Origin of the sequence: Fontimonas sp. SYSU GA230001 (assembly GCF_040066175.1) — a bacterium.
GTDB lineage: Bacteria > Pseudomonadota > Gammaproteobacteria > Nevskiales > Nevskiaceae > Solimonas.
In genome coordinates, this window is record NZ_JBEAAM010000014.1 from 1 (window position 1) to 24542 (window position 24542).

The following is a 24542-nucleotide window of genomic DNA, read 5'->3' on the forward strand; positions in this document are numbered from 1 at the left end:
AATCGGTCCATGCCGTAAACAACAGCATAGTCCCATTTTACACTACATCGCAACATCTGCATGCAGGGCGTCCAACAACACGATATTCCTCATACCCTTCTTTTTTTGCGCACCTCGCTTTTAGGACGGCGGATAGCGGAAGCCGCGGCGGCCCGGCAGGCGTGGCGTGCCGGGCGCCGCGCGTAGAACGTCGCTCCATGCATTGCCGCGCAGCAGGCGGTTGCGCCAGTCCCAGTGCGCGGCGGCGTCGGCTTCCATCCGGTAGTGCACTTCGCCGCCGACCAGCGCCGCGGCCGGCACGCCGGCACGCAGCAGCACGCGATGGCCGGGTAACGCCGGCACGCGCTCGCCTGGCAGCAGCGTGCCGGTGAGGTTCAGTGGATCGCAGCCGGCGACGACGACCAGGGCCGGATCGGCGTCGTCGCGGAAGCGGCGCAGCATCGCCGCGGCGTCGGCAAGCGCGAACTGCTCGCCGGCGCAGCCGCTGACGAAGCGGCCACCGCGGATCTCGCCGCGCGCTTCGAGCCGGCGCAGCACGTAGTGCAGCTCGCGCCACGGCGGCAATTGCGGCTCGCGCTCGACCAGCTTGCGGAACACGACGCCGTAGCGGCGCAGCAGGACGCGCGCGACGTACTCGACTTCCGCATCCGGCGCGGCATCGTCGCGAGTCGCTGTCCGCCGTGCGCGGGTCAGCGACCAGCGCCCGGCGCTTTCCAGGTTCTCGAAGGCGGCGCGCACGCCGCCGCGGCGCAGCCTCCGCGCCTTGAGGTCCGCCGGCGCGATCAGCGCGCGCAGGCCGGCGAATCCGTCCGCGGTGATCAGGCCATGGCTGACCAGTTCGCCGAGTGCTTCCTCGACCTGGCTGCGCAGCAGCCCGGTATCGGCGACCAGATCGACGAAGAACGACGCGCCGTGTGCACGCAATACGCCGAGCACGGCCCTCGCTGCGGCCGACAGCTCGGGCTCGGCGTCGGCCTGTGTCTGCCAGTGTGCGGCCTGCTCGCGCAGCAGCAGCATGATCGGGGTCGTGCGCACCGGGGCGGCCTTGCGTACATCGCCGTCCGGCGGGCGCTGCCAGAGCACGCGGCCGCTGGCACACAGCTGGTCGAGCCAGCCGGGGTCGTAGTGGCGCAGCCGCGCGGGCAGCACGTCCGCTTCCCAGGCTGCGGCCGCGACCGGACAGCCTTCGAGCTGTGCGAGCACGGCTTCGAGCGCCACCGGACCTTCGCGCTGCTCGCCGCCGGCGAGGCCGTGCCAGGCGAGCAGGAAGCGCATGAACGCCGCCGGGGCCACCGGCTCGAATTCCGCGCGCCGGCGATCGCGCGTGTAGCGATGGATGCGCGCGAGGCGCCGCCGTTCGCACCATTCCAGTTCACCGTGCCCGGTGAAGTCGCCGCGCATCACCGCGCCCTGCGCTTCGAGCGCGAGCAGCGCTTGCTCGACCTCGGCCGCGTCGATCGGCGCGAGCGGCACGGCGAGCTCGGCAGCGGTCACCGGACCGAGCAGCTCGAGTCGGCTGCGGATCAGTTCGCGCAGCGCGGTGGTCCGATCGACTGCTGCGCCCAGCGCCGGTGCGTCGCCGTGCAGCTCGGCGTCCGGCAGCGCGGTGCGCAGTTCACGCAGGCGCTCGGCGGCGACCCAGATGGCGCCGGAACCCGGCGCCGTCACCCGGGCCGCGCGCCGCGCGGCGAGCAGCGCATCCATCATCGGCGCCCAAGGCTTCATCTCGTCGCCGGTGAGGAAACCGTGCACGACCAGTGCATCGTGCAGTTCGTCGGCGTTGGCGGGCTCGGGCCACAGTTCGACGCGCACGCGCGCGATCGCGTCGGGATCCAGACGGCCGAGATCCGCGGCGCTTTCCGGTTCGTGGACGCCGCGCGTCCTGACGGCGAGCGTGCGCCGCTCCTCGGCGGCGCCGTCGTCGAGGAAGGCGTAGGGGCGTGCGTTGAGGATCGACTCGGACAGCGGCGACGGTGCAGTCAGGTCGCGGCAGACGATCTGCGTCGCACCGGATTCGATGCGGCGCAGCAGCGCGAGGAAACCGTCGAGGTCCATGACCTCGTGCAGGCAGTCGGTGAGCGCCTGCAGCACCAGCGGGTGGTCCGGCACCTCGCGGTCGCCGGGCAGGTTGTCCTGGCAGGCGACGGCATCGGGAAAGGCGTGCGTCAGCAGATCCTCGGCGTCCGAGCGCTGGAACTGCGGCGGCACGCGCGTGCCGTTGCGGTTGCGTGCCACCGCGAGCGCGACCGAGGCGACCCAGCGCCAGCGCGTCGGGAACATCGGCGCCTGCAGCACCGCCTGGATCAGCACGTCGCGCGCACTGTTGGAATGCAGGTAGCGGGTTACGTCCTCGAGCGGGAAGCTGTGCGTGGGTCCCAGCGACAGCACCAGAGAGTCGTCCAGTGCCGCGGCCTGCAGCTCGAAGTTGAACTGGCGGCAGAAGCGCTTGCGCAGCGCCAGGCCCCAGGCGCGCATCACGCGCGCGCCCAGCGGCGCGTGGATCACCAGGTGCGTGTCGCCGACCTCGTCGAAGAAGCGTTCGAAGACGATGCGCTCGCGGGTCGGCAGCAGGCCGAGCGCAGCCGTCGCGCTGCCGTAATAGGTCGCCAGCTGCTGCGCCGCCGCCGGCGCCAGGCCGAGGTCGGTCTGCAGCCCGTGCGCGCAGGACGCGACACCGTCGCGCAGCCGTTGCATGGCGGTTTCGCGCAGCCGCGACAGTGCGGCCGACAGTTCATCGCTGCGGCCGGGGGCTTCGCCGAACCAGAACGGCATGTTCGGCGGCTGGCCTTTCGCATCCTCGACGATGACGCGGCCGGTCTCGACCTTGAGGATGCGATACGAGGTGTTGCCGAGCTGGACGATGTCGCCGGGCAGACTCTCGAAGGCGAAGTCCTCGTTGAGTGTGCCGATGCGCAGGTCCTCCGGCGCGAGCACCACGTCCGAGTCGAACTGGTCGGGGATGGTGCCGGCATTGGTGACGGCGACGAGCCTCGCGCCGCGGCGTCCGCGGATCCGATGATTGACGGCGTCGTAGTGCACGAGTGCGCCGCGGCGTCCGCGGCGGGTGCTGTAGCCGTCGGCGAGCATGCGCACCAGCGCCTCGAAGCGTGCCAGCGGCAGGTCGCGGTACGGCAGGGCGCGCACGAAGCGCGCGTGCAGTTCGTCGAGGCGCCATTCCCGGCACGCGGCCTCGGCGACGATCTGTTGTGCCAGCACGTCGAGCGGCGCCTGCGGGATATGGATGCGGTCGAGTTCGCCACGCCGGGCGCAGTCGAGCAGCGCGGTGCACTCCGCCAGATCGTCGAGCGAGATCGGGAACAGCCGTCCCTTGGGGATCGCGCGCACCGCGTGACCGGCGCGGCCGACACGCTGCAGCAAGGCGTTGATCGAGCGCGGCGAGCCGATCTGGACGACCAGATCGACGTCGCCGATGTCGATGCCCAGTTCCAGCGACGCGGTCGCCACGAGCGCCTTGAGCTGGCCGGACTTCAGGCGCTGCTCGGCGTGCAGGCGGTGCTCGCGCGCGAGGCTGCCGTGATGCGAGGTGACGTGGTCCTCGCCGATGCGCTCGGCCAGATGGCGCGCGGCGCGTTCGGCCAGCCGGCGCTGGTTGACGAAGATCAGCGTCGTGCGGTGCGCGGCGACCAGTTCGGCGATGCGGTCGTAGATTTCGCTCCACACCTCGCTGGCCATCACCGCGCTCAGCGGCGAGCGCGGGATCTCGATCGCGAGGTCGCGCTGGCGGACATGGCCGGTATCGACGATCTCGCACGGCCGGTCGGTGGTGCCGACCAGGAGTTCGGCCATCGTCGCGATCGGCTTCTGCGTCGCCGACAGGCCGATGCGCAATGGTGGCTTCTCACAGAGCGCGTCGAGCCGCTCCAGACTCAGCGCCAGATGGGCGCCACGCTTGTTGCCGGCGACCGCGTGCAGTTCGTCGATGATCACGCTGCGCGTGGTCCGGAGCATGTCACGGCCCGAGTCGGACGTCAGCAGGATGAACAGCGATTCCGGCGTCGTCACCAGGATGTGCGGTGGTGCGCGGCGCATGCGCTCGCGTTCGAGACTGCTGGTGTCGCCGGTGCGCACGGCGTCGCGGATCGCGACGTCGCCCAGGCCCATGGCCTTGACGCGCGCACGGATGCCGGCGAGCGGTGCCTGCAGGTTCTTCTGGATGTCGTTCGACAGCGCCTTGAGCGGCGAGACATAGACGACGTGCACCGCGTCGTCGAGCCCGCCTTCGAGGCCTTCGACGACGAGGTCGTTGATCGCCGAGAGGAAGGCGGCCAGCGTCTTGCCCGAGCCGGTCGGCGCGGTGATCAGCGCGTTGCGCCGGCGCGCCGTGACCTGCCAGGCCTGCTGCTGGACCGCGGTCGGCTGGCCGAAGCAGTCGCTGAACCAGCCGGCGACGGCGGGGTGGAACAGCCCGGCCATCGGACCATCCGTGACGTTCCGGTTCTCGATCAGGGGGAGGTGTTGCTGCAACGGCATCGGGCGGGAGATCGGCGGTCCGCGGGCGGGCACTGTGCCACGCCCGTCGTCGCCGTGCCCAGGCCGGATACACCGGGCAGTATCGGATTCGACAAGCCCGGGCGTTTCTCGTAGTTTATGCTCCGCAGTCGTTTCAAGCAGCGCGCACCGTGCGTGGGTTCGCCCGGTTCATCCCGGCCGGATTTTGCCGATGCCTTCCTTGATCTCTGCACCCCGCAGGCGGGATTGCCTGTATTCACGCAAGGAATGTATTCATGAGCAACGTTTCCACCGGCACGGTGAAGTGGTTCAACGAGACCAAGGGCTTCGGCTTCATCACGCCTTCCGACGGCGGCGAAGATCTCTTCGCGCACTTCAAGGAAATCCAGGGCACCGGCTTCAAGACCCTCAAGGAGGGCCAGAAGGTCGAGTACAAGCCGCAGCGCGGCCCCAAGGGCATGCAGGCGACGCAGATCCGCGCGCTCTGACCAGTTCTTTCATGAAAAAACCGCGGCCAGCGCCGCGGTTTTTTTGTGCGCGTCGCCCGGTCGTCAGTGACGGCGTCCCTTGACCCGGACCTTGAAGTCCATGGCCGGGCCGGGTGTCGGTGCGGTCTTGGTCTTGAGTTCGTAGTTGGGCGGATCGAGTTCGAGGTCGAGCTTGTAGAACAGCCGTGCCATCGTCAGCGCGATCTGGATCTCGGCGAGGCTCTTGCCCAGGCAGGTGTGCGGACCGCGGCCGAACGGCGAGTAGGCGCCCGGCTGCATGTGCTCGGCGCGCGGCTTGGCGTAGCGATCGATGTCGAACCTGCGCGCGTCGGGGAAATACTCGTCCATGAAGTGCGGCACGCTGGTGGCGATATAGACCATCTCGCCGGCGTGGATCTGGTGGCCTTCGAAGACGAAGTCCTTGGTGGCCGTGCGCATCTGCGCGACCGCGATCGGGTACAGGCGCATGGTTTCGAGGATCGCGCCCTGCAGCGAGGGAATGCGCTTGAGCAGGTCCTCTTCCTCGATCGCGCCGTGGGCGAACAGTTCGTCCACTTCCTTGAGCACGCGCGCCCTGACGTCGGGGTGCTTGAGCACCGTGTAGGTGATCGCCGCCGTGGTGTTGGCGACGGTGTCGAGACCGGCGACGTAGGGGCCGGTCAGCGACACGATCAGGTCGGAGGCCGGCATGACGTGCGGCGTCTCCATGTGCGCGGCGAAGATGTCGTCGATCAGGTTCTTCTGGTCTTCCGGCACCTTGCCGTAGCGGGCCCGCGCCTGCTCGATCATCTTCTGGCCCAGCTCGAACACGCGCAGCTTGGCTTTCTGGTAGCGCGGATTCTTCAGCAGGAACTTCGGCCGCTGGCGCGTCACCAGCACGTTGAGGATGTACAGGATCATCGTGCGGATGTCCTTGACGTACTCCAGCGGCGCCGCGCCGGTCAGGATCGTGCCGAGCTGGTCGGTGACCATGTACTGCATCGCCTCGACGACCGGCACCTTGCGGCCGAGCTTCCAGTCGCGGTCGAGCACCCGGTCGGTGATCTCGATCAGCTCGTTGTAACGGCCCTTGATCGACTCCTTGGAGTAGCCGCGACGCATGATGTCGCGCAGTTCCTTGTGGCTCTCGCCGTCTTCGCCGGTGAGGATGCGCGTGGCCTTGTACTCGCCGACCAGGCCTTCCCAGAACTCCTTGGAACGCAGGCACTCCTTGCCTTCGCGCGTGCCGAGGAAGTTGGCGGCTTCGATGCCGGCGATGACCACGTACTTGTTGCCGAGGATCTCGAGGCGGAACACCGGGCCATACTTGCGATAGCACTCGACGAAGTACGCGGCCGGGTCCTTGGCCATGCCGACCAGGTTGCCGATGAACGGCAGACCGGGGACCCGCGGCGTCTCCTTGGTCGCGGACTTGTGGGGGGCCACGGTCTCGGTTGCGGCGGTCACAGGCGGTCTCCGGCTCGGCTTCCCGAATTTCGAGAAGCCATTTCGATAATTGCTGGGGCTGCGTTTTAGCAGACCGGTCGCGCCCGCGGACTCCCCCGAGTGGATGAGGCCGCGCCGGCGGCGGCCGTGCGTCCGCCGAACTATGGGACACTGCGATGCTCCAATGCGTACCTACGGACATGGGCGGAACATGAACAAGAGGACCTGGGCGGGCCTGATCATCGGCCTGGTGCTGTTGACGGCCGGTGCGGTTTATTTCTGGTCCCGGCCGCCGGTGCCGCCGCTGCCGTCGGCGCCGGTGCCCGCACTGCCCACGCCGGAGCCGGCGCCCGTCGCCACGGCGCCGGCACGGTCCGATGCGGCCGTTGCCGAAGCGGACGCGCCGGCGGAGCTGCCCACGCTGGAGGCCAGCGACGCGTCCGTGCGCGGCGCGCTGATCGAGGTGTTCGGTGCGCCGCCGGTCGAGGCCTATCTGGTTCCCGATCGCATCGTGCGGCGGCTGGTGGCCACCATCGACAGCCTGGACGCCGATCCGGTGCGTCCCAAGTCGCGTCCGCTGCCGCCGGTCGAAGGGCGGGTGCTCGTCGAGAAGGTCGGCGACACGCTGCTGCTGAGCCCGCGCAACGCCGAACGCTACGAAGCCTATGTCTCCGCGCTGGATGCGGCCGATGCGCGGGCCATCGCCCGCTTCTACCGCCGCTATGCGCCGCTGTTCCAGCGCGCCTACGAGGAACTCGGCTATCCGGGGCGGCGTTTCGACGACCGCCTGCTGGCGATCATCGATCACCTGCTGGATGCGCCGGAACCGCCGGAACCGGTCGAGCTGCTGCGGCCGAAGGTGCTCTACCAGTTCGCCGACCCCAAGCTCGAAAGCCTCTCCTGGGGGCAGAAGACGCTGGTGCGCATCGGCGCATCCAACGCGGCGGTCGTCAAGGCGAAGCTGCGCGAGCTGCGCGCGGCGCTGCTCGCTGGCTGACGGGTCGGTCTCAGGCCTGGCGCCGCCGTTCCGACCAGATCGCCAGAAAGGCGCGCAACTTGGCGCGCGCCGGCAGTCGCTCGTCCGACAGCGCGTCGAGAAAGTCCGACAGGCGCTTGGACTTGACGATCGTGTAGAGGGTCAGCGTCATCGTCGGCACGAACACGATGGCGAAATACAGCAGCCGGCGCAGCGCCGTTTCTTCCGTGTGGTCGAACAGGTTCATGCCGAGGAAGCCGGTGGCGACCGTGCCGATCAGGCCGAAGATCGTCACCACGGTCAGGCGCAGCACGGTGTTGGCCTGGCGGCGCAGCGAATCGCTGTCCAGATAACGGTTCATCTCCTCGATCTCGTCGCGCAGTTCCGCGTACAGGCGCTCGGTGCCGAGGTGCTCGCAGCACTGTCGATACAGCCCCTTGGCGAGCACCTGGTCGGAGACTTCGTGGAACCAGTAACGGTGCGTGAAGCGCAGGAAGATTTCCTTGAGCGCGCGGATGTCGCGCTTGAAACGGCGCACCGTCTCCGCGTCCTGGATATCGAGACGGTTGAGCGCCTGCAGCAGGCGGTCGGACAGCATGAACAGGGCCGCCTTGTGCAGGTGGGCGATCAGGAACACGAGGAAGTACTGGTGGCGAAACTGCTCCAGCAGCGAAGGTCCGCCGGCGATGAACGAGCTGTCCGTCGCGCCGGTGACCATCACGAAAGCCTCGCCACTGCACAGCACGCGCGTGCCGGCGCGGCCGGTGGACTGCGGGCTCCAGTAGCGGTCGAGGCAGTGACGGAACTCGAATTCGTAGAGTTCGCGTTCGCCGAACGGCAGCTGGTCGGAAGGGCCGGGCGGCGTGACGAAGGCCAGGCGCACGAAATCGGCGCGCGTCAGTGTGCGCGGATCGTCGAGGCTCAGGAAGGCGCACAGCGGCATGCGGTGGTATTCGACCAGCCGGTAGCGGATCGCGCCCTTGCGGTCGGAGTGGTGCAGCACCAGCGGGTCGAGCAGGAACTCCCAGTGCGAGGCGATGCACGGCGAGCGGAAGCGGCAGACGTAGGACAGGTATTTCCCGCGGTTGCCGAAGTCCGACGCGGCCAGCACCCGTCCTTCGGCATCGAGGCATTCGACCCGCCGCGGGCAATGTCCGCCGAGCCCGTCGGGCGTCCAGTAGGTCGGGTATGAGCGGCCCAGGCTGTAGAGGACTTCGTGGGCACGGGCGTAGCCGAGATCGTCGGCGCTGACCTCGACGACCAGCAGCACGATGTCCAGGTCGTAGAAGAAGTAGAGATCGATGTGCGCGACCTTGAGCGTCAGAAGCGCGCCGTCCCCGGCGGCGGTCACGCGCAGCGCCGCGACATCGCTGCGCCGAAACAGGCGGATCGGCGATTCTCCCGGCGTGGTCGCGCGGCCCTTGCCTTCGCCGTAGAGCATGCGCTGCACGTAGGGCAGAAAGGTCACGAATTCGCTGTAGTGCCGCTCCTGGAAGGCGTCGGGATCATCGGTGAACTCGTCGGCCACCGCATGCCAGGGGTTGTCCGGCGCGGGTTGCTCCAGCAGTTCCCAGTGGTTCTGGATCTGCGCGTCCTCGCGCAGCGGCATCAGCTGCAGCGGCCAGACGAGGATCTGCCGCAGGTGTCTGACCACGCGTGCATCGGGCTCGGCTGCTTCCGGCATGGCCCCCTCCATGTGCGTCGATGGCAGCATGGAATGCCGGCGCCAGGCTGACAAGCGTTCACGTTCCGGGCAGCTTGCGGCCCAGCATCTCGATCAGCCGGCGCTTGGTCGGGATCACCCAGTTCTGCTTGAGCTGCGGCGACAGCAGACCGGCGTCCTCCAGCTCGTCGCACAGATGCATCTGGTGGGCGAGGTCGAACAGATCGAGCTGGGCCGTGAACAGGCCGTCGTCGCCGACGGTGATGAAGGACACACCCGGGGTCTGGAAGTAGCCGCCGTCGGGCCGGCGTCCAGGGCCGCGGTTCCACCAGTGCGTGATGATGCGGTTGCCGTGCGTGGCGTAGCGCTCGATCGGGAAGCTCCAGCCCTCCCAGCCGACCCGCATGTCGCGGCCGTAGTGTGTCGCGCGGATCTCGTCGCGCGTGGACGCGCGCACGAGCATCGTGCCGGCGTATTCGCAGACGTACTCGCAGCGCTCGGCGTAGAACGCGTCAGCGATCCATTCCCACTCGTTGCGTCGCGCCGCCTCGACGAAGGCGTCCTGCATCGCGCGGGCGCGGGCCTCGACCTGCTCAGGGTTCAGCGGCATGGGTTCAGGCTCCCGCTTGTTCGAGTTCTTCGAGCGCGTCGCGGCTGTACACGGCAAGCCGCTGCAGGTGCGGCACGGTGTCGCGGCAGCCGATGAAGCCGAAGTTGAGCGTGTCGATGTAGCTGACCACGGTGATGTTGAGACCATAGCCGTGGAACGGGATGGACAGCGGGTAATAGGCGTCCATGCGGCAGCCGCGGAAATACAGCGGCTTGTTCGGGCCCGGCACGTTGGAGACGACCAGGTTGAAGGCCGGCCGCACGCGTCCGACCGCGCCGGGAATCTGCGACAGCAGCATCGGCGCCATCAGCAGCGAGCTGTACTGCATGATGCCGGCCGCGGTCATGCCCTGCAGCTGTTCCTTGGCTTCGCGCGTCGAGGCGACGATCGCGCGGAAACGTTCGACCGGATCGGCGATGTCGGTGCCCAGCGACGCGAGGATCGCACCGACGGCGTTGCCGCCGCCCGGATCGTCCTTGGGACGAATGTTGACCGGCAGCATCGCCGTCAGCGGCTGCGCCGGCAGCGCGCCCAGCTCGGCGAGCAGGCGCCGCAGCGCGCCGCCGCACAGCGCCAGCACCAGGTCGTTGAGCGTGCCGCCATGGCGATGCGCGACCTTCTTCAGGCGTTCGACGCCGAACTGCTGCGTGGCGAAGCGCCGGTTGCGGCTGATCTTGCTGTTGAGGATCGAGCGGGGTGCCTGCATCGGCGCGACCAGAGCGCCGCGCCTGCGGCTGAGCGTGTGCGACAGCGCGCGGGTGATGTTGCGCGTCGTGCCGGCCTGCTGGCGGACCAGGCCGAGCAGGTGTTCGAGGGTCGGCGCGCCGCCGGCCGGCTTCGCTTCGCGCGCCGGCGGCTTGAGCGCGAAGAACATCGGCTTATCACGGTCGCCGGCATCGTCCGACAGGCTGCGTGACAGCAGGCGGATGCCGGTGTAGCCGTCCACCAGCGCGTGATGCACCTTGAAGTACATCGCGAAGCGTCCGCCTTCGAGCCCTTCGATGAAGTGCACCTCCCACGGCGGGCGGTGGAAGTCGATGCTGTGGCTGTGCAGGCGCGACACGAGGATGCCCAGCTCGCGTTCGTCGCCGGGACTGGGCAGCGCCGAGCGGCGGATGTGGTACTCGACGTCGAAATGCTCGTCCTCGACCCAGGATTGCAGCGGGTGGGCGAGCAGGCCCGGATGGCGCAGCTTCAGGTTCCACGGTGGATAGGCCTTGGCTTCCGCGCGGATCTCGTCCATCAGGCGGCGGAACAGGTCGGGCGGCGCGTCCGCCGGCGGCGTGAACGGCATCAGCGCGCCGACGTGCATCATCGACTCGCGCGTCTCCGCCGCGAGGAAGGTCCAGTCGAGCGGATTCAGGCGTTTGATGACGGCCATGGCTTGGTCTCCCCGGGGCGGCGGATGCTGCCGGGTCGATCATAGTGCAGTGCCGCGGGGCGCGACGGTCGGCGCAGCGGGTTGCGGATCGCGCACGAAGCCGAGGCGGCCCGGCGCGTCCGCCGCATCCAGGCGCAACACCGGCAGCGCGCGCGCACCGCACTGGAGCCGCAGGTCGGTGAGCGCACCCGACGGCAGCATCAGCGCCGCGGCGAGTTCGTCCTCGCCGGCTGCGCGGTCGCCGAGGCGCAGGCGCTGCAGCACCCAGTCGAGGTCCTCGCCGTCGATCAGGCCCGGGCCATGCTCGGTGTCCAGCAGCACCGCGCCTTCCTCGTCGAGATACGCGGCGCGCAGGTTTTCGACCGCCCGGCCGGTGTGGGTCACCAGATGGCCGCGTCCGTCGTCACGCAACACCCACGGCGCATACTCGAGTTGCACGTAGGCGCGCTGCGGTCCGTTCTGGAAGTACCAGCACCCTAGCGCGTCGGCCGCGTAGTTGCGGTTGATCGCGTCGATGATCTGCGTCCGCGTGATCGGCTCGCCGCGGAGGCGCCAGCGGCCACGGCGGTCGAGGCCGAGCCAGCCGTACACGGCCGGCACGTTCGGCCATTTCGCCAGCGCGCGGACGACCCAGTCTTCCATGCGGTAAGAATTTCCTAGTGCCCGGACCCGCGCGGATGCTGGCGGGTTCTGCGAAATTTCGCTACAAACGCAGACACAAGACAGCATTCGGGGGGCAGGTCGAGATGTCCGACCGCACGACACTCAAGATCCCATCGCGTCCGGCCAGCCACTGGCCGGCGGGTATGCGGCTGCGCTTCCGTCCGGACGCCCAGCTGGCCGAGGGCCGGGAAGTATTGCGCGGTCGCCCGGTGCTGGTGCTCTCGGGCCTGCGCCTGATCGGTCCGACCGCGTCCGGCTACTCCTGGCGGCAGCAGGTGCTGGTGCTGACCACCGGCCAGATCGGCTGGGCACGCCCGGATCAGCTCGACTTGCCGATCGACGAGGCGCCGGCGGAACCATTCTGAGGCCGCTGCACGCGCGCCGCGGCGTCGGGCATGCGTTACCCTAGGGTGGCCTCACGACCACCCGTTCCGAGGAGTGACTCATGCCGACCTACACCCCGCCGCTGCGCGACATGCGCTTCGTCCTGCACGAGCTGCTCAACGTCGAGCGCGAACTGCGCGAGATCCCCCAGCACGCCGACATCGACGCCGCGACCATCGACTCGGTGCTCGAGGAGGGCGGCAGGTTCTGCGCGGAGGTGCTGTTTCCGCTGAATCAGGTCGGCGACCGCGAGGGCTGCACCTACCAGGGCGATGGCGTCGTCACCACGCCGACCGGTTTCAAGGAGGCCTACGCGAAGTTCGTCGAGGGCGGCTGGGGCGCGCTGGGCATGGATCCCGAGTTCGGCGGGCAGGGCCTGCCGCACGTGATCCACAGTGCCTTCATGGAGATGATGAACTCGGCGAACCAGGCCTGGAGCATGTATCCGGGCCTGTCGCACGGCGCCTACAACGCGCTGCACGCCTTCGGCACGCCGGAACAGAAGAAGATCTATCTGACCAAGCTGGTGTCCGGCGAATGGACTGGCACGATGTGCCTGACCGAGGCCCACGCCGGGACCGACCTGGGCATCCTCAAGACGCGCGCCGAGCCGCGCGGCGATGGCACCTACGCGATTACCGGCACCAAGATCTTCATCTCCGCCGGCGAACACGACCTCTCCAAGAACATCATCCACCTGGTGCTGGCACGCCTGCCGGATGCACCGATGGGCACCAAGGGGATCTCGCTGTTCATCGTGCCCAAGTTCCTGCCGGACGCCCGCGGTGAGCCGGGGCAGCGCAACGCGGTCAAGTGCGGTTCGATCGAGCACAAGATGGGCATCCACGGCAACGCCACCTGCGTGATGAACTTCGACGGCGCGATCGGCACGATGGTCGGGGCGCCGAACAAGGGTCTGAATGCCATGTTCGTGATGATGAACTCGGCGCGCCTGGGCGTGGGCATGCAGTCGGTGGGTCTGGCCGAAGTGGCCTACCAGAACTCGCTGGCCTACGCGAAGGAACGCCTGCAGTCGCGTTCGCTGACCGGGCCCAAGCTCAAGGACAAGCCGGCCGATCCGATCATCGTGCACCCGGACGTGCGTCGCATGCTGCTGACGCAGAAGGCCTATGTCGAAGCGGCGCGCGCGTTCTCGTACTGGGCGGGCCTGGCCATCGACCGCGAGCACAAGCACCCCGACGAGAGGGTGCGCAAGGACAACGCCGACCTGGTCGCGCTGTTGACGCCGGTGATCAAGGGTTTCATCACCGACAACGGTTACGAATCGACGACGCTGGCGATGCAGGTGCTCGGCGGCCACGGCTACATCCGCGAATGGGGCCTGGAGCAGCACGTGCGCGACGCGCGCATCAACATGATCTACGAGGGCACCAACACCATCCAGGCGCTGGATCTGCTCGGCCGCAAGGTGCTCGGCGACATGGGCGCCAAGCTGATGAAGTTCGGCAAGGCCATGCAGGAGGCGCTCAAGCCGTTCGGCGAGATGCCGCAGATGCAGGAGTTCCTGGCGCCGTTCAATGCGCTGCAGAGCGAGGTGCAGCGCCTGACGATGGAGATCGGCCAGAAGGCGATGAAGAATCCCGACGAGGTCGGTGCGGCGGCCGTGCCGTATCTGCGCACCATCGGTCATCTGGTGTTCTCGTTCGCCTGGTGCGGTGCCGCCGGCGTGGCGATGCGCAAGCTCGCCGATCCGGCCACGGCCGACGATCCCTTCTACAAGGCCAAGATCGCCACTGCGCGCTTCTACTTCGCCAAGCTCTATCCGGAGTCCGCCGCGTTGATCGCGCAGGCGCGCGCCGGCAGCCAGGCGCTGATGGCCTTCGACGAGGCGATGTTCTGACCGGCGGCCACGCCCTGCCACAGTTCGGCGCGCGGCGCAAGCTAGCCGATCGGCTAGGTTCCTTCGGCGCCGGCGTTTGCCTACAGTGCTCCCAGGCAGCACCGGCGGGCGCAACGCAGGACGCGGCAAAGCGCCAGTCTCAAGGTCCCGGACGGACCCGCAGGGTTGCTCGAGCTGTGACATCGGGGGATGCCGCGCGGACACCCTGCCGCGATCTGAATGACGAGGGCGTCCCGATCCGCACTCCCCGGCCCCCGGGAGGGAATTTCAAGGCGAGCTCCGGCTCGCCTTTGTTTTGATCCAGCCCTGTACGGGTTTGGGGGAAACTCCCGTTGCCGGGCCGCCGGCCCTTGGTGCTACTATCCGCGGCTCTTGTCGAGAGCCGGGCGCCGACCGCGTCGCGGCTCGCTTTCGTTACCCATTCCCCAGTCATAGGAAGGCACACATGTCCGAGAGCCTGTTTCGAGCTGCGATCCTGGCTCGCAGCGGATGGGCCGTTGCCGGTCTGCTCGTCACGTCATTCGCATTCGCCCAATCGACGGTGACGCGGGCGGTCAACGAACAGGTCGCGGCGGAGCAGGCCGCGCAGCAGACCCAGGGGCGCATCAATCAGCTCGACGACGAGACGCGCCAGGCGGTGGCCGAGTACCGCGCGACGATCCAGGAGACCGCCAGCCTGCGCCGCTACAACGCGCAGCTGGAGCAGACCCTGAAGTCGCAGCTGGAGGAGATGCAGACCATCCAGAAGCAGGTCGTCGAGATCGAGACGACCGCCCGCGAGATCGTGCCGTTCATGCAGAAGATGCTCGCCACGCTCGAAGAATTCGTGAAGCTCGACATGCCGTTCCTGCCCGACGAGCGTGCGCGCCGCATCGCCGATCTCAAGGACATGATGGCGCGCGCCGACGTGTCGATCGCCGAGAAGTTCCGCCGCATCGTCGAGGCCTACCAGGTCGAGATGGAGTACGGCCGCACCCTGGAGACCTACCAGGGCAAGATCGGTGAAAAGACCGTTGACGTGCTGCGCGCCGGCCGCGTGTCGCTGATGTACCAGACCCTCGACGGCGCCGAGTCCGGCTACTGGGATGTCGAGAAGAAGCAGTGGGTCAAGGACAACGGCTACGGTGATGCGATCAAGGCCGGTTTGAAGATTGCCAGGAAGCAGGCCGCGCCCGACCTGCTGACCGTTCCCGTGAGCGCTCCCAAGGAGGCCAAGTAACATGCTGCGCCACACCCTGAAGGGCCTGCTGGGCCCGGTGATCCTCGCTGCCGCTGCCGCCGCGCCGCTCGCGGCCTTCGCGCAGGCATCCAGCCTCGACCAGCTGCTCGAACAGACGCGCACCGCACGCGCCCGCGAGGCCGAGCAGAACCAGGCGCGCATCAACAAGTTCCAGCAGGAGCGCAACAATCGCGCCGCGATGCTGGCCGAGGCCAAGGGCGAGCTGGCACGCGAGAACGCGCGGGCCAACGCGCTGTCCGCGCAGTTCGACGCCAACGAGAAGAAGCTCACTGAGCTGCAGGCGGCGCTCGACGCCAAGCTCGGCAACCTCGGCGAGATGTTCGGCGTGGTGCGGCAGGTCGCCGGCGACTTCGCTTCGGTGTCCTACAACTCGATGATCTCGGCGCAGTACCCGGATCGTGAGGCGTTCGCGCGCAAGCTGTCGGAATCGAAGTCGCTGGCGTCGATCGAGGAGCTCGAGCGCTTCTGGTTCGAGATGCAGCGCGAGATGACGGAGACCGGCCGCGTCGTCAAGTTCCAGGCCAAGGTGATCAGCGGCGACGGCAAGGAAGAAGTCCGTCCGGTCGTGCGCGTCGGCGGCTTCACCGCGGCGACCCAGGATGGCTTCGTCAATTACCTGCCCGGCGAGAAGGAGTTCGCCGTGCTCGGGCGTCAGCCGGCCTCGCGCTTCGTCAAGCGCAACGTCAACCTGCTCGACGAGACCTCGGGCATGCACCCGGCCACCATCGACCCGACGCGCGGCACGCTGCTGTCGATCCTCGTGCAGACGCCCAAGCTCGGTGAGCAGATCAAGTTCGGCGGACTCGTCGGCTATCTGATCCTGGCCATCGGGGCGATCGGCCTGATCATGGCGGCGATCCGCTTCGCCGTGCTCAGCAAGGTCGGCGCGCAGGTCAACGCGCAGCGCAAGGATGCGAGCAATCCGCGCGACGACAATCCGCTGGGGCGCGTGCTGAACATCTATTTCAAGGACCCCAAGGTCGATCACGACACCCTGCAGCTGCGTCTCGACGAGGCCGTGCTCAAGGAGATGCCGGACCTGGAGAAGTGGCTGCCGGCGCTCAAGCTGATCGCCGCGGTCGGTCCGCTGATGGGCCTGCTCGGTACCGTCACCGGCATGATCCTGACCTTCCAGCAGATCACGCTGTTCGGCACCGGCGACCCGAAGATCATGGCCGGCGGCATTTCGCAGGCGCTCGTGACCACCGTGCAGGGCCTGATCGTTGCCATTCCGATGGTGCTGATCCATTCCTTCCTGTCCGGGCGCAGCAAGAACATCGTCCAGATCCTCGACGAAGAGGCCGCGGGCATCATCGCGGAGCACGCCGAGAAGCAGAATGGCCGGACCGCTTGACCTGTTCGCGGACGTCCGCGACCTCCTCGAAGTCGGGGGTCCGGTCGTGCGCGTGCTGCTCGGCGCGGCGTTCCTGCTGTGGATCCTGATCATGGAACGCTGGCTGTTCTGCCGGCGCGAGCTGCCCGGCCTGGTCGCGCGCATCCAGTCGGAATGGGACGCGCGCAGTGACCACTCGTCGTGGTACGCACGCCAGGTCAAGCGCAAGCTGCTGTCGGAGGCCACGCGCCAGATCCGCGGCAGCCTCGGCCTGATCAAGGCCGTGGTGGCGCTGGCCTCGCTGATCGGCCTGCTCGGCACCGTCACCGGCATGATCCAGGTGTTCGACGTGATGGCGACGCTCGGCAGCGGCAATGCCCGCGCGATGGCGTCGGGCGTATCGGCGGCCACCATCCCGACGATGGCCGGCATGGTGGTTTCGATTTCCGGTCTTTATCCGATCCTGTGGTTCGAAAAGGTGCTGGCACAGGAAACCAGCCGCCTCAACGACCACATGATCACGCATTAAGGTGTGACATCCATGGCCCGTAGGCACCGCGGCACCGACGAAGACGCCCAGATCGACCTGACGCCGATGCTGGACATGTCCTTCATCCTGCTGATCTTCTTCATCGTCACCACGTCCTTCGTCAAGGAGGCGGGCATCGATGTCAGCCGGCCCAGCGCGAAGACCGCCGAACGCAAGGAGCGCGGCAACATCCTCATCGCCATCCGGCCCAACGGCGAGATCTGGATCGACAAGAAGGTCGTCGATCAGCGCGCGGTGCGCGCCACGGTCGAGCGCCTGCACGCCGAGAACCCGGAGGGTTCGGTGGTGATCATCGCCGACAAGTCCTCGCAGACCGGCATCCTGGTCGAGGTCATGGACCAGGTCCGGCTCGCCGGCGTGTTCAACGTCTCGATCGCGGCCGACCAGGGCGGAGGCGGCTGATGAAGCGCACCGGGCTCGCCGTCGCCCTGGCGGCGCTGATCGCGTTTGCGCTGTTCTGGGTGATGCACCTGCTGATCATGGGGCAGACCGGCGCGCTGAAGAAGGATGGCTCGAATGCGGTGATCGACTTCGTCCGCCTCAAGCGCGATTCGCAGGTCGAGACGCGTACGCGCAGCAAGCCGGAGAAGCCGCCGCCGCCCAAGCAGCCGCCGCCGCCGCAGATGAAGGTACAGGCGCAGGCCAAGCCGGACATGGCGCCGACGCCGTTCAACGTCCCCAAGATGAACCTGCCGAGCACGATCACCGGCGGGCCGTTCCTCGGCACGTTCTCGGCGGGCGATGTGCAGGGCGACGCCGAGCTGATCCCGCTGGTGCGCATCGCGCCGCAGTATCCACGCCAGGCGATGCGCGACGGCATCGAGGGCGAGGTGACGCTGGAGATCACGGTCGGGCCCGACGGCACGGTCAAGTCGGCGCGCGTCAAGAGCGCCAAGCCGCGCGGCTATTTCGAGTCCGCCGCGGTGTCCGCGGCCTACAAGGGGCGGTTCCGCCCGAAGGTGGTGGACGGCAAGCCGCAGGAAACCAACGGCGTCTATACCGTCAAGTTCAAGCTGGGCGAACAGTGATGAAGCCGCTACTGCAGACGACGATGTTCAAGCCCGTGCTGGCGGCGCTGCTCGCCGCCGCCGCGCTGCTCGCGGCGCCGGTGACGGCCGTGCACGCGCAGGACGCGGCGAAGGAAGCGCCCAAGAAGCAGCGCAAGGCCTCCGGCACCCTGTCCGAAGGCACCTACCGCCAGCTCGAGCGCATCCACGATCTGATCGGCAAGAACAAGAACGACGAGGCGCTGGAGAAGTCCAAGGCGCTGCTGGAGCGCGTCGGCAACGACTACGAGCGCGCGGTCGTGCGCCAGACGATGGCGTTCATCTACATCTCGCAGAACAACTACAAGGCCGCGATCGCCGCGTTCGAGGACGCGCTCAAACTCGACGCGCTGCCGCAGCAGCCCTACGAGCAGATGCTGTACAACATCGCGCAGCTGTATTTCCAGGACGGCCAGACCGACAAGGCGATCGAGCGGATGGAGCTGTACTTCCGCGAGGCGACCGTCGAGCCGGTGGCGGACGCGCACATCCTGCTGGCGAGCGCGTATTCGGACCGCAAGCGCTACCGCGATGCGCTGCCGCAGGTGGACAAGGCCCTGTCGAAGGTCAAGGAGCCCAAGGAGTCCTGGCTGCAGCTCAAGCTGGCGCTGCACTACGAGCTCAAGCAGTTCCCGCAGTGCGCAGAAGTCCTGCTGCAGCTGATCTCGGTCGCGCCGACCAAGAAGGACTACTGGAAGCAGCTGTCCAGCATCCTGTTCGAGATCCAGAAGGACAAGGAGTCGCTGGCCGTGCTGGCGCTGGCCGACCGCCAGGGCTTCCTGACCACCGAGCCCGAGGTGCGCAACCTCGCCAACATCTACCTGCTGCTGGACATCCCGTACAAGGCGGCGCAGATCCTCGAACGCGGCCTGCAGCAGAAGATCCTCAAGGAGGATGAGAAGACGCTGCAGCTGACCGGCGACGCCTGGACGATGGCGCGCGACTACGAGAAGGCCGAAGCCGTGCTCAAACGCGCCGCGGCAATCGCGGAAGGGGGCGAGATCTACTATCGCCTCGGCCAGATCTACGTCGAGGACGAGCGCTGGAAGGACGCGCTCGATGCACTGGCCAAGGCGCAGGCCAAGGGCGTCAAGAAGATGGGCGATGCGGCCTATCTCGAAGGCGTGGCGGCGTTCCAGTCCGGCAACCGCAAGCGTGCGGTCGAGACGCTGCGCAAGGCGCAGACCTATGACGACAGCCGCAACGCGGCGACGCAGTGGCTCAATCACATCGCGCAGGTCGAGGAAGCCGAGGCGCAGGCGGCGCTGGCGGCGGCGGAGGCCAAGGAACAGAAGGCCGAGGACGCGGCCAAGAACTGATCGGTCCGCGCGCGTGGCGTCCTCGGCCCGCTCCCTGCAGCTCGTCGCGGCCTTCGCGACGGTGTACCTGGTCTGGGGATCGACCTATCTGGCGATCCGCGTCGGCGTCGCCGACCTGCCGCCGGTGCTGTTCGCCGGCGTCCGTTTCCTGATCGCCGCCCCCCTGATGCTGGTCTATGCCTGGTGGCGCGGTGCGCGCCTGCCACGCAGCGCGCATGACTGGGCGATCATCGGCCTGACCGCGCTGATGATGCTGGTCGGCGCCAATGGCCTGGTGACCTGGGCCGAGACCTGGGTCGAGTCGAACCAGACCGCGCTGATCGTCGCCACCTCGGCGCTGTGGATGGCCTGGTTCGGCACCTGGGGCGCAAGCGGCGAGCGCTTCTCGGCGCTGACGCTGGCCGGTCTGCTGCTCGGTTTCGGCGGCGTCGCGCTGCTGGTCGGTGCGGGCCTGACGCGCCAGCTCGCACCTTGGTATGCCTACGCCGCGCTGCTGCTGTCGCCGGTGCTGTGGGCGGGCGGCTCGGTGCTGTCGCGGCGCAATCCGCTGGGCTGTGCGCCGCTGATGGTCGCTGCGCTGCAGATGCTGATCACCGGCGTGATCATGACGGCGCTCGGACTGGCGCTGGGCGATGCGGCGCGCTGGCAGCCGACATTCCCGTCGCTGTCGGCGCTGGTCTATCTCGCGCTGTTCGGATCCTGCCTCGCCTACGGGGCCTACTTCTGGCTGGTCCACGAGGTCACGCCGGCACAGCTCGGCACCTATGCCTATGTCAATCCGGCGATCGCGGCGCTGCTCGGCTGGTGGCTGCTCGACGAGCACATGCAGCCGGCGCAGGTCCTCGGCACGCTGATCGTGCTCGCGGGCGTCGCGCTGGTGACGGTCGCCGCGCGCCGCAAGCCGGGCTGAGGCGATGCGCGGGTTCGTGCTCGCGGTGCTGCTGGCCTGTGGGCTGCCGGCGCAGGCCAGCCCGCCGCTGCGCATCGGCAACGGACCGGAGCCGGAGACGCTCGATCCGCAGCGTGCCGAGGGTGTGAGTGCGGGCAACGTCCTGCGCGATCTGTTCGAGGGGCTGACGGCGATCGGTGCCGACGGCCGGCCGCGGCCGGCGGCGGCCTCCGGCTGGACCATCAGCGCGGACGGCCGCCTCTACACGTTCCGGCTGCGCGATCACGCACGCTGGTCCAACGGCGATGCGCTGACTGCCGACGATTTCGTGACCGGACTGCGCCGTGCCGTGACGCCGGCGACCGGTGCGCCGTCGGCGCAGCTGCTGCGGCCGATCCGCCACGCCGCGGCCATCGCCGATGGGCGCCTGCCACCGGAGCAGCTGGCCGTGCGCGCGCTGGATGCGCAGACACTGCAGATCGAGCTGGAAGCGCCGGCGACCTACCTGCTCGGCGTACTCGCGCAGCCGCTGGCGTTCCCGGTCCACGCGCCGAGTCTGCGCCGCCATGGTGACGGTTTCGCGCGGCCGGGGCGGCTGGTCGGCAACGGCGCCTACCGCCTCGAGGACTGGGTCGTGCAGTCGCACATCGACCTCGTGCGCAATCCGCACTACTGGAACGCCGCGCGCACCGCCATCGAGCGCGTGCGTTACCTGACCACCGAGGACCTCCACTCGGAATACAAGCGGTACCGCGCGGGCGAACTGGACATCACCTACGAGATTCCGCCGGGGCAGGCGGAACGGATCCGCCGCGAGCTGCCCGGTCAGCTGCGCGTGGCACCGTATCTGGGCGTGTACTTCTACGGACTGAACCTGACGCGCGCGCCGTTCAGGGGCCGTCCGCAGCTGCGCCAGGCCCTGTCGATGGTCATCGACCGCGAACTGATTGCCACCCGGGTGCTCGGCGGCCTGGCGCTGCCTGCCCATGGATGGGTGCCGCCCGGCACGGCGGGCCACGAGCCGCAGCGTCCGGCCTGGGCCGACTGGCCCTACGAGCGCCGGGTCGCGGAGGCGCGCGCGCTGTATCACGCAGCCGGTTACACGCAGGCTGCGCCGCTCGACGTCGAGATCCGTTACAACACGCACGAGAGCCATCGCCGTGTCGCCACCGTGATCGCCGCGATGTGGAAACAGACGCTGGGCGTGCGCGCGCACCTGCACAACGAGGAGTTCAAGGTCTTCCTGTACAACCGGCGCCTGCGCCGCGACACGCAGGTGTTTCGCGCTGCGTGGATGGCCGACTTCAACGACCCGCTGAGCTTTCTCGGGATCCTGCACAGCGCGCACGGCAAGAACGACAGCGGCTGGTCCGATCCGTCGTACGACACGCTGCTCGAACGTGCGTCCGCGATGGTCGATCCGGGCCAGCGCGCGCCGCTGCTGGCACAGGCCGAAGCGAAGATCCTTGCCGAGGTGCCCGTCATTCCGATCTACTTCTACGTGTCCAAGCATCTGGTCAGCCCGCGTGTGCGCGGCTGGACCGACAACGTGCTCGATTACCACTACAGCAAAGATCTGTCCCTGCACTGATGGCCTACGCGACCGTGCGCCGCCTCGCAGCCGGACTGCTGACGCTGTTCGTGCTGCTGACACTGAGTTTCTTCCTGCTGCGCGCGGCGCCGGGCGGGCCGCTGGACCGCGAGCGCGCGCTGCCGCCGCGCATCGAGGCGGCGATCGCGCAGCGCTACCATCTCGACGAGCCGCTGGCCGCGCAGTACACCCGCTATCTCGTCGGCGTGCTGCGCGGCGATCTGGGCCCGTCGTTCCAGTACGACGGCTACCAGGTCGCCGAGCTGATCGGTGCCGGTCTGCCGGTGTCGGCGCTGCTCGGCACGCTGGCCCTGCTGCTGGCACTGCTGCTCGGCGTCGGCCTGGGCGCGCTCGCTGCGGTCCGTGCCGGAAGCGGGGTGGATCGTCTGGTGTCGGCGCTGGCCATGACCGGACTGGCGCTGCCCAACTTCGTCGTCGCGCCGCTGCTGATCCTGCTGTTCGCGCTGGGGCTGGGCTGGTTGCCGGCCGGCGGCTGGCAGCGCGGCGCGGCCGGCGACCTGGTACTGCCGGTCGTCGCGCTGGCACTTCCGCAACTGGCCTACGTCGCGCGGCTGACGCGCAGCGGCCTGATCGGTGTCCTGGATTCCGGCTTCGTCCTCGCCGCGCGCGCGCGCGGCCTGCCGCCGGCGCGGATCCTGCTCCGCCATGCGCTGCCGCCGGCGCTGTTGCCGGTGCTGTCCTACCTCGGCCCCGCCGCTGCCGGACTGATCACCGGATCGGTGGTCGTCGAGCAGGTGTTCGGCATCCCCGGCGTCGGCCGCTATTTCGTGCAGGGCGCATTGAACCGCGACTACACGCTGGTGCTGGGCGTCGTGCTGGTCTATGGCGCGCTGATCGTGCTGTTCAACCTGCTGGTCGATCTGCTCTACGGGCTGCTCGACCCGCGGATCCGCAGCCGATGAGCCGCTGGCCGCGCACGGTGCGCATGGCCCTCGCCGTGCTCGGCCTGATCGCGCTGGCGACGCTGATCGGCCCCTGGTTCAGTCCACATGCGGTCGATGCGATCGACTTCTCCGGTGCATGGAGCGCGCCGCCGCGGCTGGCGGCGGCGCACTGGTTCGGCACCGACAGCCTCGGCCGCGACGTGTTCGTGCGCACGCTCGCCGGCGGGCGCGTGTCGCTGCTGGTGGGTCTGTCGGCGACGCTGGTGTCGGTGCTGGTCGGTGTCGCCTGGGGCGCGGTGGCCGGCTACTTCGGCGGGCGCGTCGATGCCTGGATGATGCGCGCGGTCGATGTGCTGTACGCGCTGCCGTTCATGTTCATCGTGATCCTGCTGATGGTCGCGTTCGGCCGCCACATCGTCCTGGTGTTCGTCGCCATCGGCCTGGTCAACTGGCTCGACATGGCGCGTATCGTGCGCGGCCAGACCCTGGCGCTGCGCACACGCAGCTTCGTGCTCGCCGCGCAGCTGTGCGGCGCGCCGCATCGCGCGGTCATTCTCCGCCACATCGTGCCAAATCTGCTGCCGACCGTGATCGCCTGCGCGGCCCTGACCGTGCCGCAGGTGATTCTGATCGAGTCCTTCCTGAGCTTCCTCGGCCTGGGTGTGCAGGAGCCGATGACCAGCTGGGGCGCACTGATCAACGACGGCGCGCGCGACATGGAGCAGACACCCTGGGCGCTGGCGTTCCCGGCCGGCTTCCTCGCGGTCACGCTGCTGTGCCTGCACCTGCTCGGTGACGGTCTGCGGGCGCGCGGAGCCGTTCCGTGACGGAGCCACTGCTGCAGGCCATCGGGCTGCGGGTGCAGTTCGGCAACCGCACGGTGGTTGATGCGATCGATTTCGAGCTGGCCGCGGCCGGCGCGCTGGGGCTGGTCGGCGAGTCGGGTTCCGGCAAGTCGCAGACGGCGCGTGCGGTTCTGGGCCTGAGCCCGCGCGGCGCGACGCTCGGCGGCCGCATCCTGTTCGAGGGCGAGGATCTGCTGAGCCAGCCGGAGGCTGCGCGCCGGCGCTGGCGCGGCAGCCGCATCGCCGCGGTGTTCCAGAATCCGTCCGCGAGCCTGACGCCGCATCTGCGCATCGGTTCGCAGATCGGCGAGGTGCTCGAAGTCCACCGCCGGCTCACGCGCGCGCAGTCGCGGGCCGAGAGCCTGCGCCTGCTCGACGCGGTGCGGCTCGGTGACGCGTCGCGCCGCCTGCGGCAGTTTCCGCACGAACTGTCCGGCGGCCAGTGCCAGCGCGTGGCGATCGCGCTCGCGCTGGCGGCGCAGCCCCGGCTGCTGGTCGCCGACGAGCCGACCACCGCGCTCGATGCCACCACGCAGGCGCAGCTGCTCGATCTGCTGCGTGCGCTGCGCCGCGACTTCGGTCTGGCCTTGCTGCTGATCTCGCATGACCTGGGCGTCGTCGCCGAGCTGTGCGACGACCTCGCGGTATTGCAGGCCGGCCGCCTGGTCGAGCGCGGTCCGCTCGTGCGGATCCTGGACGACGCGCGGCATCCCTATACCCGCGTGCTGCTGGCGGCTGCCGACCCGCGCCGTCGCTGAGGGATCGCCCGGGGCTGTTGCGCCTTCAAGCAATTCCTCCATAATCTGTCCAAAGCATTGATTGGCGTCGGGCATCTCCGCTCGCGTCAGCGTCGTGACAGCGGCCGGTAATCTGCGGCCGCGTGTTCGGTCGGGGGAGAAATTG

Annotated in this window: 21 protein-coding genes; 15 read left to right on the forward strand and 6 right to left on the reverse strand. The window is 68.5% G+C overall.

Going from position 1 to position 24542, the window contains the following annotated elements; all coding sequences use genetic code 11:
• Positions 1-120 precede the first annotated feature (120 nt).
• Entirely contained in the window at positions 121-4434 is a 4314-nt protein-coding gene (locus tag AAG565_RS08595; RefSeq protein ID WP_348819168.1) for a DEAD/DEAH box helicase, read from the reverse strand.
• Positions 4435-4745: 311 nt separating this feature from the next.
• On the opposite strand from AAG565_RS08595, the gene AAG565_RS08600 reads away from it, so the two are divergent.
• A complete protein-coding gene (locus AAG565_RS08600) occupies positions 4746-4958 on the forward strand; it encodes a cold-shock protein (RefSeq protein WP_348819169.1) in 213 nt (70 codons plus the stop codon).
• 63 nt (positions 4959-5021) lie between these two features.
• On the opposite strand, the gene AAG565_RS08605 is transcribed toward AAG565_RS08600, so the two are convergent.
• The gene (locus tag AAG565_RS08605; RefSeq protein ID WP_348819170.1) at positions 5022-6404 is read right to left on the reverse strand and encodes a cytochrome P450; all 1383 of its coding nucleotides are present in this window, start codon (positions 6402-6404) and stop codon (positions 5022-5024) included.
• Positions 6405-6594: 190 nt separating this feature from the next.
• On the opposite strand from AAG565_RS08605, the gene AAG565_RS08610 reads away from it, so the two are divergent.
• Positions 6595-7380 carry a DUF3014 domain-containing protein gene (locus AAG565_RS08610; RefSeq protein WP_348819171.1) on the forward strand — a complete coding sequence of 262 codons (786 nt, stop codon included), beginning with the start codon at positions 6595-6597 and terminating at the stop codon, positions 7378-7380.
• A 10-nt stretch (positions 7381-7390) separates the two neighbouring features.
• On the opposite strand, the gene AAG565_RS08615 is transcribed toward AAG565_RS08610, so the two are convergent.
• The 4 genes from AAG565_RS08615 to AAG565_RS08630 are packed head-to-tail and all read right to left on the reverse strand — an operon-like array spanning position 7391 to position 11655.
• Positions 7391-9043: a hypothetical protein gene (locus tag AAG565_RS08615; RefSeq protein WP_348819172.1), complete on the reverse strand. Its 1653-nt coding sequence runs from the start codon at positions 9041-9043 to the stop codon at positions 7391-7393.
• A 58-nt stretch (positions 9044-9101) separates the two neighbouring features.
• Positions 9102-9632, reverse strand: coding sequence for a nuclear transport factor 2 family protein (locus AAG565_RS08620; protein WP_348819173.1), 531 nt, complete (start codon positions 9630-9632; stop codon positions 9102-9104).
• A 4-nt stretch (positions 9633-9636) separates the two neighbouring features.
• Complete coding sequence (locus tag AAG565_RS08625; RefSeq protein WP_348819174.1) at positions 9637-11013, reverse strand: wax ester/triacylglycerol synthase family O-acyltransferase; 1377 nt, start codon at positions 11011-11013, stop codon at positions 9637-9639.
• Positions 11014-11052: 39 nt separating this feature from the next.
• A complete protein-coding gene (locus AAG565_RS08630) occupies positions 11053-11655 on the reverse strand; it encodes a DUF2946 family protein (protein WP_348819175.1) in 603 nt (200 codons plus the stop codon).
• 104 nt (positions 11656-11759) lie between these two features.
• Between AAG565_RS08630 and AAG565_RS08635 the strand changes: the two genes are divergently transcribed.
• The 13 genes from AAG565_RS08635 (at position 11760) to AAG565_RS08695 (ending at position 24397) form a co-directional block, all read left to right on the forward strand.
• Positions 11760-12041 (forward strand): hypothetical protein, encoded by a 282-nt coding sequence (locus AAG565_RS08635; protein ID WP_348819176.1) that lies wholly within the window; start codon positions 11760-11762, stop codon positions 12039-12041.
• 80 nt (positions 12042-12121) lie between these two features.
• Positions 12122-13921 carry an acyl-CoA dehydrogenase C-terminal domain-containing protein gene (locus tag AAG565_RS08640; RefSeq protein WP_348819177.1) on the forward strand — a complete coding sequence of 600 codons (1800 nt, stop codon included), beginning with the start codon at positions 12122-12124 and terminating at the stop codon, positions 13919-13921.
• Positions 13922-14366: 445 nt separating this feature from the next.
• A complete protein-coding gene (locus tag AAG565_RS08645) occupies positions 14367-15140 on the forward strand; it encodes a DUF3450 domain-containing protein (protein WP_348819178.1) in 774 nt (257 codons plus the stop codon).
• Position 15141: 1 nt separating this feature from the next.
• The gene (locus tag AAG565_RS08650) at positions 15142-16515 is read left to right on the forward strand and encodes a MotA/TolQ/ExbB proton channel family protein (protein WP_348819179.1); all 1374 of its coding nucleotides are present in this window, start codon (positions 15142-15144) and stop codon (positions 16513-16515) included.
• Positions 16499-17023 (forward strand): MotA/TolQ/ExbB proton channel family protein, encoded by a 525-nt coding sequence (locus AAG565_RS08655; protein ID WP_348819180.1) that lies wholly within the window; start codon positions 16499-16501, stop codon positions 17021-17023. The genes AAG565_RS08650 and AAG565_RS08655 overlap by 17 nt, the downstream gene beginning before the upstream one ends.
• A gap of 12 nt (positions 17024-17035) precedes the next feature.
• Complete coding sequence (locus tag AAG565_RS08660; RefSeq protein WP_348819181.1) at positions 17036-17446, forward strand: biopolymer transporter ExbD; 411 nt, start codon at positions 17036-17038, stop codon at positions 17444-17446.
• Complete coding sequence (locus AAG565_RS08665; RefSeq protein ID WP_348819182.1) at positions 17446-18072, forward strand: energy transducer TonB; 627 nt, start codon at positions 17446-17448, stop codon at positions 18070-18072. Before AAG565_RS08660 ends, AAG565_RS08665 begins: the two co-directional genes overlap by 1 nt.
• The gene (locus AAG565_RS08670) at positions 18072-19409 is read left to right on the forward strand and encodes a tetratricopeptide repeat protein (RefSeq protein WP_348819183.1); all 1338 of its coding nucleotides are present in this window, start codon (positions 18072-18074) and stop codon (positions 19407-19409) included. Before AAG565_RS08665 ends, AAG565_RS08670 begins: the two co-directional genes overlap by 1 nt.
• A 13-nt stretch (positions 19410-19422) precedes the next feature.
• Complete coding sequence (locus AAG565_RS08675) at positions 19423-20319, forward strand: EamA family transporter (RefSeq protein WP_348819184.1); 897 nt, start codon at positions 19423-19425, stop codon at positions 20317-20319.
• 4 nt (positions 20320-20323) lie between these two features.
• Complete coding sequence (locus AAG565_RS08680) at positions 20324-21889, forward strand: peptide ABC transporter substrate-binding protein (RefSeq protein ID WP_348819185.1); 1566 nt, start codon at positions 20324-20326, stop codon at positions 21887-21889.
• Complete coding sequence (locus AAG565_RS08685; protein ID WP_348819186.1) at positions 21889-22812, forward strand: ABC transporter permease subunit; 924 nt, start codon at positions 21889-21891, stop codon at positions 22810-22812. Before AAG565_RS08680 ends, AAG565_RS08685 begins: the two co-directional genes overlap by 1 nt.
• Complete coding sequence (locus tag AAG565_RS08690; protein ID WP_348819187.1) at positions 22809-23621, forward strand: ABC transporter permease subunit; 813 nt, start codon at positions 22809-22811, stop codon at positions 23619-23621. The genes AAG565_RS08685 and AAG565_RS08690 overlap by 4 nt, the downstream gene beginning before the upstream one ends.
• Positions 23618-24397, forward strand: a complete 780-nt coding sequence (locus tag AAG565_RS08695) for an ABC transporter ATP-binding protein (RefSeq protein WP_348819188.1) — start codon at positions 23618-23620, stop codon at positions 24395-24397. The genes AAG565_RS08690 and AAG565_RS08695 overlap by 4 nt, the downstream gene beginning before the upstream one ends.
• Positions 24398-24542: the final 145 nt, after the last annotated feature.